The following is a 249-nucleotide window of genomic DNA, read 5'->3' as shown; positions in this document are numbered from 1 at the left end:
TTTCGGCCATGAGGCGGCGATCCTGATCGAAGGCTCCCGCGCCAACCTCGCCTCCTGGGGCCACGGCATCCATTCCGGCATCGTGGCGCATTACATCCTCGCCTATGGCACCGAGGACCAGAAAAAAACGCTGGCTGCCCAAGATGGTCTCGGGCGAGCTGGTCGGCGCACTGGCGATGACCGAACCCTCGACCGGCTCGGACGTGCAGCGCATCAAAACTAAGGCGATCCGCGAGGGCAACGCCTACA

General features: G+C 63.9%; 1 pseudogene. It reads left to right on the top strand.

The window, feature by feature from the left end:
• Window positions 1–249 (top strand): annotated as a pseudogene (locus FCK22_RS18665) (acyl-CoA dehydrogenase family protein); the annotation flags it as partial.

This window comes from Sulfitobacter sp. 15WGC, assembly GCF_005068605.1.
Taxonomy (GTDB): domain Bacteria; phylum Pseudomonadota; class Alphaproteobacteria; order Rhodobacterales; family Rhodobacteraceae; genus Sulfitobacter; species Sulfitobacter faviae.
The sequence above is the reverse complement of the archived record's forward strand: the minus strand, read 5'-3'. Positions and strand labels throughout refer to the sequence as shown.